At 45.6% G+C, this 8,592-nt stretch carries 7 protein-coding genes and 1 pseudogene; all 8 read left to right on the top strand.

Annotation, left to right across the window (positions count from 1 at the left end; genetic code table 11):
* Positions 1-1,049, top strand: a 1,049-nt coding sequence (locus AACQ83_RS22595) for a DUF2345 domain-containing protein (protein ID WP_146747936.1), incomplete at its 5' end; no start/stop codon positions are given.
* A gap of 2 nt (positions 1,050-1,051) precedes the next feature.
* The gene (locus AACQ83_RS22590; protein WP_112879708.1) at positions 1,052-2,662 is read left to right on the top strand and encodes an esterase/lipase family protein; all 1,611 of its coding nucleotides are present in this window, start codon (positions 1,052-1,054) and stop codon (positions 2,660-2,662) included.
* Positions 2,655-3,743: a T6SS immunity protein Tli4 family protein gene (locus AACQ83_RS22585; protein ID WP_112879707.1), complete on the top strand. Its 1,089-nt coding sequence runs from the start codon at positions 2,655-2,657 to the stop codon at positions 3,741-3,743. The genes AACQ83_RS22590 and AACQ83_RS22585 overlap by 8 nt, the downstream gene beginning before the upstream one ends.
* Positions 3,744-3,864: 121 nt before the next feature.
* Entirely contained in the window at positions 3,865-4,944 is a 1,080-nt protein-coding gene (locus AACQ83_RS22580; RefSeq protein WP_112879706.1) for a T6SS immunity protein Tli4 family protein, read from the top strand.
* Positions 4,945-5,066: 122 nt separating this feature from the next.
* On the top strand, positions 5,067-6,137 hold the full coding sequence (locus AACQ83_RS22575; RefSeq protein WP_112886954.1) for a T6SS immunity protein Tli4 family protein: 1,071 nt from the start codon (positions 5,067-5,069) through the stop codon (positions 6,135-6,137).
* A 545-nt stretch (positions 6,138-6,682) separates the two neighbouring features.
* On the top strand, positions 6,683-6,955 hold the full coding sequence (locus tag AACQ83_RS22570; protein WP_112879704.1) for a PAAR domain-containing protein: 273 nt from the start codon (positions 6,683-6,685) through the stop codon (positions 6,953-6,955).
* Complete coding sequence (locus AACQ83_RS22565; protein WP_112879703.1) at positions 6,952-8,079, top strand: hypothetical protein; 1,128 nt, start codon at positions 6,952-6,954, stop codon at positions 8,077-8,079. Before AACQ83_RS22570 ends, AACQ83_RS22565 begins: the two co-directional genes overlap by 4 nt.
* Positions 8,076-8,592 (top strand): annotated as a pseudogene (locus AACQ83_RS22560) (ImcF-related family protein); the annotation flags it as partial. The gene AACQ83_RS22565 and the pseudogene AACQ83_RS22560, both read left to right, overlap by 4 nt.

The following is an 8,592-nucleotide window of genomic DNA, read 5'->3' as shown; positions in this document are numbered from 1 at the left end:
GCAACGTCCTGCGTACCCCGGCGAATAACAAATTGCGGATGGACGACGAGCGCGGTCGGGAACACATCAAACTGAGTACTGAATACGGCGGTAAGAGCCAGCTCAACCTGGGGCATCTGGTGGACAGTCAGCGACCACACCCGGATAAACGGGGCGCGGGTTTTGAGCTGCGTACTGATGACTGGGGAGCGATTCGGGCCGGTAAAGGGCTGTTTATCAGTGCGGATAAACAGGCCAACGCGGGGGGAGATGTGTTGGCAATGCAGGCGGCAATCGGTCAGTTACAACAGGCGCAGGCGTTAACCGAAGCATTACGGGGTGCGGCTGAAACCGCCAAAGCTGAATTAGCGGATTTGCAGCAACAGAAAACGTTACTGAGTGACACGTTAACCGAACTGAGAAAATCAGCGCTGTTACTTTCCGCACCCGAGGGTATCGCTCAGACGACGGCGAAAAGTCTCCAGCTTTCCGCGGGGGGAAATATTATTGCCACCAGTGGGAAAAATACCGATTTCAGTGTGCTGAAAAAATTCACGGTGGCTGCCGGTGGGATGATCAGCTTGTTTGCCGAAAAGCTGGGGATCAAACTGTTTGCCAGCCGAGGCCGGATAGATATTCAGGCACAGGGTGATGCAATGGGGCTGGAAGCGCTGAAAGATATCACGGTGAGCAGCCATGAGGGCAAAGTGATCATCAGTGCCAAAGAGGAGATTTTATTGGCTTGTGGCGGGGGATATATCCGTATTGGCAACGGGCAGGTGGAAAGTGGGGCGCCCAATAACATTATCCAGCGGGCGGCGGTGTGGCAAAAATTTGGTGGGCAGAGTTTTAATCAGATGGCTTCCCAACGTGAGACAACGGATTTTTCTGTAACGCCGCAGGTGCTCTGGCCTTTTGATGATTCACCGGTGAACCATCAAAGCAGCCTTTTACACAATCAGGACAATGGTCAGCAACCTTCGACAACCGGCTCGGATGGTAAGGTGACCAAACAGCAGCAATTAGGGGTGGAAGCAATGAAGTTCTATTTAAAAGAAGGTAAGGAGTAATGATGTCCGATTCATCAGAAAAAATGGTTGTTCAGCCTGTTTATGACGAGCATGGCAGTCTGTATTACCCGTTAGTTAATGCGCCCAGTGAAAAGAACCTGACGGCGATTTGTTATAAGGTACCAAACCGGGTTATTCCGGTGATTTTTTTGCCCGGGGTGATGGGGAGTAATTTGCAGGATAAAAATGGAACGCCAGTTTGGCGTTTAAACAGCAGCTTGGGTGCTTTGAAGGACTGGGTTTTAAAGGGCGCAGAAGATCGAAAAAAGTTGCTTGATCCGGAAAATACTATTGTCGATTCACGGGGCAGAGTAGACGACAATCATAAAGAAGGCCCTAAATTTCCTTCGCGAAAGGAGCGAGGTTGGGGTGAGGTCGCCTATATGAGCTACGGTGAATTTTTGCCCTGGCTTCAGGCGGCGCTGGATGATCAGGATGAGTTATTGCATAACCGGTTGAATAAGACGGGAAAGCAGACACTGCGTCAGCAACTGGAGTTGATGGATTTACAGGCTGAGATGGGGGAAGCCAAACTGACACGGGATGAAATTAAGCTGAGTTATCAATATCAGTTTCCGGTTCATGTGATGGGGTATAACTGGCTTCAGTCTAATGTGGAGTCAGCAAACCGGTTGGCGGACTATATTGACCAAGTGGTTACGGGCTATAAACGGCGGTGTCAGCCTTGTGAGAAGGTGATACTGGTCACGCATTCAATGGGGGGACTGGTGGCACGTCACTATTCAGAAATATTGGAGGGGCATGACAGGCTCCTGGGGATTGTGCATGGTGTGATGCCGACATTTGGTGCACCGACGGCTTATAAGCGGATGAAAGCAGGTGAAGGTAGCCCGACTGGATTAGTCATAGGCAAAGATGGCGGTCAATTCACTGCCGTGATGGCGCAGTCACCGGGACCACTTCAGTTATTACCCGGTTTGAGATACGGTAAGTGGTGGTTGAAGATTGAGGATGGAAATACACGCTATAGCTTACCGGAGCGTGATCCTTATGAAGAAATCTATTTGCAGCGCGATAAATGGTGGGGATTATGCGAAGAACGTTTAATTAACCCGGAAAATAAGGCAAAAAACCGGTCAGTAATGCAGGCAGATTGGAAAAAATATACTCACCTGTTGTCCTACGTAGTCCGGCCTTTTATCGAAGGGTTAACTGATTGTTATCACAGCAATACCTATGCTTTTTATGGTAACAGTACTAAACACCTCTCTTATGGCACCGTCCGCTGGGTAGCACGTAAAGATTATTTTAATCGGAAAGGTAATCTTGAACTGGCATTTAATAGCCCGATATTTGACCCGATGAATGCGGAGCTTTCAGATATGCGCAGTGTCAAATATCCAATAAAACTTGGCAATGACTATTCTCTAATACAAACTTTTACTATAGCGGATCCGCAAGAGCCCGGTGATGGCACGGTGCCAGTTGAGGGCGGGAAGTTTACCGCCAGCGGTCTGCGTTCAATATTGGGGGCGGAGGTTGATCATGAAGGTGCCTATAATACTGACGATACCCGTTTTTTTACCCTGCGGGCGATTGTCAAAATAGCGCAATCTATTAACCAAACTTCCCTGGCCTATCCTGATGAGTAGAAAAAAAACGCTCTCCATAATAATTGCCAGCCTGTTTATGCTGGTGTTTTACGGGATGTGGCACCGGTTAGAGCCCTATCCCCCACATACTGTATTAAATCAGAAGGAAAAATTAGCTGTGGACAAACTATTAGCGAATTTACAAACCCGTTGTATCGGTCGATATTTAGTTGATTTACCGGGAAACTATCATGATACGGTGAATGCTTCCCGGGTGAATGATCATTGGGTAGAAACTCAACGGATCTATTTACCTGCCTTTGAACAGCGTATTCAATTACGGGAAGACGCGTTACGGCAGATGAAGACGTCATATCCCGTTGATATGCCCTATTTAAAAAATATTTACTCTGTCCCCGAGGGAATGAAAGGGATTATTTTTGAACGTATGCAAAATCAAAGTGTCCCGGATGCGGTCAGGGTATTAGAAGCCCATCTATATAGCAATGGCGTGGCGATTAAAGTGGAAATAGGAGCGACAAATGCTTCCGCTGCACGTTATGACAAAGATCGGCAGATTCATCCTGATATTTATAATAATGATGTGCCAGAAAAACTGACTGAATTAAGGTATTTTTTGTCCCGTATACACGGACGTGAAGAAACAGAAATTCCGACTACAGCGGGAAGTTGTATTTCCAATGCGTTTATTGCAGATAATCAAAGAGATAAAGAAGATATCGGTGCATTATATAAAACTGGCCCGGATAATTATTTGAATGTGAGAATACAAACGAATAACTATATCCGTGAAAAAGACAGTATGCTGGAGCGTATCGGCCAAATTAAAGCATTTCTGTACCGGGGTGATATTTTGCGTAAAGGCGCGCGAAAAATTAATGGGCTGGATACCGAGGAATTATTGGCGGTGGGATTACAGCCGGATAGTGATGATCCGCGTTATCAGTTTACGTTACTGGCAAATGAGAAAACCGGCGGAAAGAAAACACCGGTATTTGATTTGACGGTGGTCAATGATGAAGAGACACCGACAGCTTATAGCCAGAATGAAATAGTGGCGTTCTGGGATGCTATTAGTCAGACCGTCAGAGTCAGACCCAGCGCTTTTTATTCCCAATAACATGCGTCTTAAATTAAACCCTTTATAGGGATATAAAGGTTAAAAATCAGGATGGGAAAGGATAAGAAAATACCGATACGTATTTTAGGTTCAATCATCAAGATTGTCTGGACGGTAAAAATTGAATAAAAGAAATATCTTACTTATTTTGTTGTCTGGTGTGGCTATTTATGCCTTGTGGCGATGGTATTTACCTGATCCTTATCATCCTGTTTTAACTGAAAAGGAAAAGAAAGTGACAACGGAAATGTTAGCAAATATGCAAACCCGCTGTATTGGTCGGTATCTGGTTGATTTGCCAGCCAACTACAACAATACCGTGGAGGCGGCTAGGGTGAACGATAATCGGGTAGAAACCCGTCTGCTCTATCCACCTGCCTTTGAACAGCGTATTCAATTACGGGAAGACGCGTTACGGCAGATGAAGACGTCATATCCCGTTGATATGCCCTATCTAAAGAATATTTACCGCTTACCTCAGGGGATGAAGGGGATTATTTTCGAGCGTATGGAGGACCAAAGTGTACCGGATATGGCTCGGGTATTGGAAGCCCATCTGTACAGTAACGGGGTGGCAATAAAAGTGGAAATGAAAGCGGAGGATGGTTCTGCGCCACGTTATGACAAAGATCGGGAAAAGTATCCTAATATCTATACCAATACTGTGCCAACGAAACTGGCAGAGTTGAAAGACTTATTATCCCGTATACAGGGACGTAAAGAAACGGAAATACCCACTACCGCCGGAAACTGTATTCCTCATGCATTTATTGCCGATAATAAAAAGGATAAAGAAGATATAGGCTTATTGTATAAAGCGAACCCGGATAATTACCTGAATGTCAGAATGAGTACTAATAATTATATCCGTGAAAAAGACAGTATGCTGGAACGCTTTGGCGTAATTGAAGCCATGCTGTCCCGGGGGAAGGCTTTGCGCAAAGGGGCGCGGAAAATAAATGGGCAGGATACTGAAGAGCTATTACTGTCGGGCCGTCAACCGAACAATGATAATCCTCGTTATCTGTTTACATTACGGGTCAATGAAAAAACGGGAGGGAGAAGGACACCGGTATTTAATTTGGCGGTAGTCAATGATGAAGAGACACCGACAGCCTATACCCAGAATGAAATAGTGGCGTTCTGGGATGCCATTAGTCAGACCCTCAGAGTCAGACCCGGCGCTTTCGATCCCCGATAACATGTGTTTTAAATTAAAGCCGTTATAGGGATATAAGGGTTAATAATCAGGGTGGGAAAAGATTAAGAAAATACCAATACATACTTTAGGTTCAATCACCAAAATTGTCTGGGCGGTAAAAATTGAATAAAAGAAATATCTTACTTATTTTGTTGGCTGGTGTGGCGATTTATGCCTTGTGGCGGTGGTATTTACCTGGCCCTTATCACCCTGTGTTAACTGAAAAGGAAAAGAAAGTGACAACGGAAATGTTAGCAAACTTACAAACCCGTTGTATTGGCCGGTATTTGGTTGATTTACCGAAAAAATATAATAACACCTTAAATGATGCTATTTGGGTGAATGATAACTTGGTAGAAACCCGTCTGCTCTATCCACCTGCCTTTGAACAGCGTATTCAATTACGGGAAGACGCGTTACGGCAGATGAAGACGTCATATCCCGTTGATATGCCCTATCTAAAGAATATTTACCGCTTACCTCAGGGGATGAAGGGGATTATTTTCGAGCGTATGGAGGACCAAAGTGTACCAGATATGGCTCGGGTATTGGAAGCCCATCTGTACAGTAACGGGGTGGAAATGAAAGCGGAGGATAGTTCTGCGCCACGTTATGACAAAGATCGGGAAAAGTATCCTAATATCTATACCAATACTGTGCCAACGAAACTGGCAGAGTTGAAAGACTTATTATCCCGTATACAGGGACGTAAAGAAACGGAAATACCCACTACCGCCGGAAACTGTATTCCTCATGCATTTATTGCTGATAATAAAAAAGATAAGGAATTTATAGAGTTAGTATATAAAACGAATCCGAATAATTACCTGAATGCCACTATGATGAGCAATAATTATATCCGTGAAAAAGACAGTATGCTGGAACGTCTTGGTGTAATTGAAACCATGCTGTCTCGGGGAAAGGTTTTCCGCAAAGGGAAACGGAAAATAAACGGGTTGGATACTGAAGAGCTGTTGCTGTCGGGTCGTCAGCCGAACAATGATAATCCTCGTTATCTGTTTACATTATTGGTTAATGAGAAAACCGGCGGAAAAAAAACACCGGTATTTGATTTGACGGTGGTCAATGATGAAGAGACACCGACAGCCTATAGCCAGAATGAAATAGTGGCGTTCTGGGATGCTATTAGTCAGACCGTCAGAGTCAGACCCGGCGCTTTCGATCCCCGATAACATGTGTTTTAAATTAAATCCTTTATAGGGATATAAGGGTTAATCTAATCAAGGTGGATAAAGCATTAAAATACCAATAGGCATTTTACATTCAGTTGTCAGAATGACTCAGGCGGTGAAAATTGGATAAAAAAGAGTTTGCCGATTTTATTGGCGACGGGGGTATTCTTTCTGTGAGAGGTCGGTTTTTTTAATAATGCACTCATGGTGGGTTCAATGTGATTAAATTTGATTTTTGTGATGTGGTATTAGTCTGTGTTTTTCTCGTTTTCTATTATGCCTGGCCGGTCATCATGATTATTGATGGTTATGTCATTTATCGGACGGTTCAATGCATTAAGCGAAAGAAATACAAAGTCCTGCTGTTCTTAATCCCTGTAGTGGTGTTATTGAGTGGGCCGCTTATTTATCTTTTAATTCAGTTTTTAAAGGTATGGGGCCCTTCAGATTAAAGTCAATAATGAGATATATCGGGATGAAATATTATCTCCTGATATCTGATGGTTTATTTAGGGTTATTTCGATAATCAATAGAGGATATCACAATGTCTGGTATTGTTTATTTAGGTGATGCCACCGATCGAGGTGGAAAAGTGATTACCGCTTCTTCAACAATGTATTTCGACGGTAAACAGGCCGCTTTGGTGGGTGATCTCATTAATTGTCCGCTAGACGGGCACGGTATTAATCCCATTATTGAGGGGGATAATACCGTTCAGGAAAATGGCCGCGCTGTAGTGGTGCATTATTGTCGCTGCCAGTGTGGGTGTCGAGTATTGAGTTCAATGCCTCATAACCAGGTTGAGTCATCGTCATGAGCTGGCCTATTCCAGAGATCCCCCGGCTTCGTATCGTGGCGCCGGTGCGTTATGGGTTGTGGGGGATGATTTTATTGCTGATGCTGGCGGTGGGCACAGGTATGGCGCTTGTGCTGAGAGAAACTCCCGATTTATTGCAGGTCGTACTGTATGGCAGCTTACCGGCCTTTTTCGGCTGGATGCTGTTATTTGGTGCGGTACTAAACCGCTATGAGCGATTCTGTACTACGGCGCAAGCCTGGGAAGCCGCCAGTGCCGAAACCCGTTTCCAGTGGCAGCAATGGAGCAGAAAGCAATTGGCGGTGGTCGGCAACTTTATTCTGACGCCAGAACCACAGGGCATAGCCCCCTTGTTGGGTAAACCGAAAGATATTCCGGCTTTTCCCGATGCCGGACGGGCGCTGTCTGTGCCATCAACGGATATCCGGCAGTTATTGGCGAAAGTTGATGATAAGTTTGAGCAACAGTGTTCGGGGTATCGCTCGCTTTTATGCACCATTTATCTTGCTGGTGCCCCTTCAATGGATTTGTCTCATCATCAAGAGTGTGTGCAACAACAGTGGAGTTTGGTTCCCACTCAAATAGAGAGCAGGGAGGTAATAACGTCATTGTACGACAAAGCGGCTTTTGAGGGGCTGATAATGGTTATCGCCTGCCAGTGCTGGCCTGCCAAAGGCGGTAAAGAAGTGTACAGCGAATTTTTGTCTGCTCAGTTACTTTCCTCAACGGCATTTGTCGCCCAGAAAAAGTTAAACGTTCTGGCGGGTATGGGAAGGGCGCTGCCATCATTACCCGGGGAAATAAAGAAAGATTTCAGAATGTTATTTGAGTATAACCGCATTGCCAAAAACAGTATGCAGCACCTCTGGATGACGGGGGTTTCTCAAAATATGCTGACTGAACTGATGATGGAGGGCCGTGATAGTCCATTCCATTTTGTCCCGGAAAATCCTGTTCATTTAATCGACCATACTTTTGGTCCACCGGGGCCGCTGTCTGTGTTTCTGACCTCAGCCATGCTGACCGAGGCCACTGGTCTGACAAATAGCGATCATATCATTATCAATCAATTACCCGAGGGTAGTGCGATACTTTATTTAGTGACGAAGGAGTTACATCGATGAACGCGAGTCATGATCATCACTATGGCCTTCGGGGATATGTTTTTATTACGCTGAGTCTTGCCGGAATATTTTTTCTGCTGATTTATTTAAATCAGGCATTGCTTGCGGACAATGGGTTACTGAACCTTGCGTGGTATGCCTATGCCACGCTTTTTCCAGCCATACTGATAGGCTTATTGGGGAGCACGGCATGGGAGTATATACGGCAGAATAAAGCGCAACAACCATTCCGGCCAGAGACTGCACAAGCTGAAACTCGCCTCAGCCAGTCTGCGCCAATAGTCAGTGATTTAGGCGATCGTCTGCACCGTCGTTATGGCCTGTTCTGGTGGTATAAAGTCCGTATCTTGTTGTTGGTGGGCGAACCTGAACAGGTGGAAGCCATCGCACCGGGGCTGACGACGCAACACTGGCTGGAGGGCCATCGTACGCTCCTGCTGTGGGGCGGCAGTTTGCAAACTGAACCCGATGCCGCGCAACTGGCGGCCCTGCGTCGCTTGCGCCGTTTCCGCC

This window comes from Photorhabdus sp. S10-54, from assembly GCF_963878145.1.
GTDB lineage: Bacteria > Pseudomonadota > Gammaproteobacteria > Enterobacterales > Enterobacteriaceae > Photorhabdus > Photorhabdus kayaii.
Note: the sequence above shows the minus strand (reverse complement) of the source record. Positions and strands in the feature narration are given on the sequence as shown.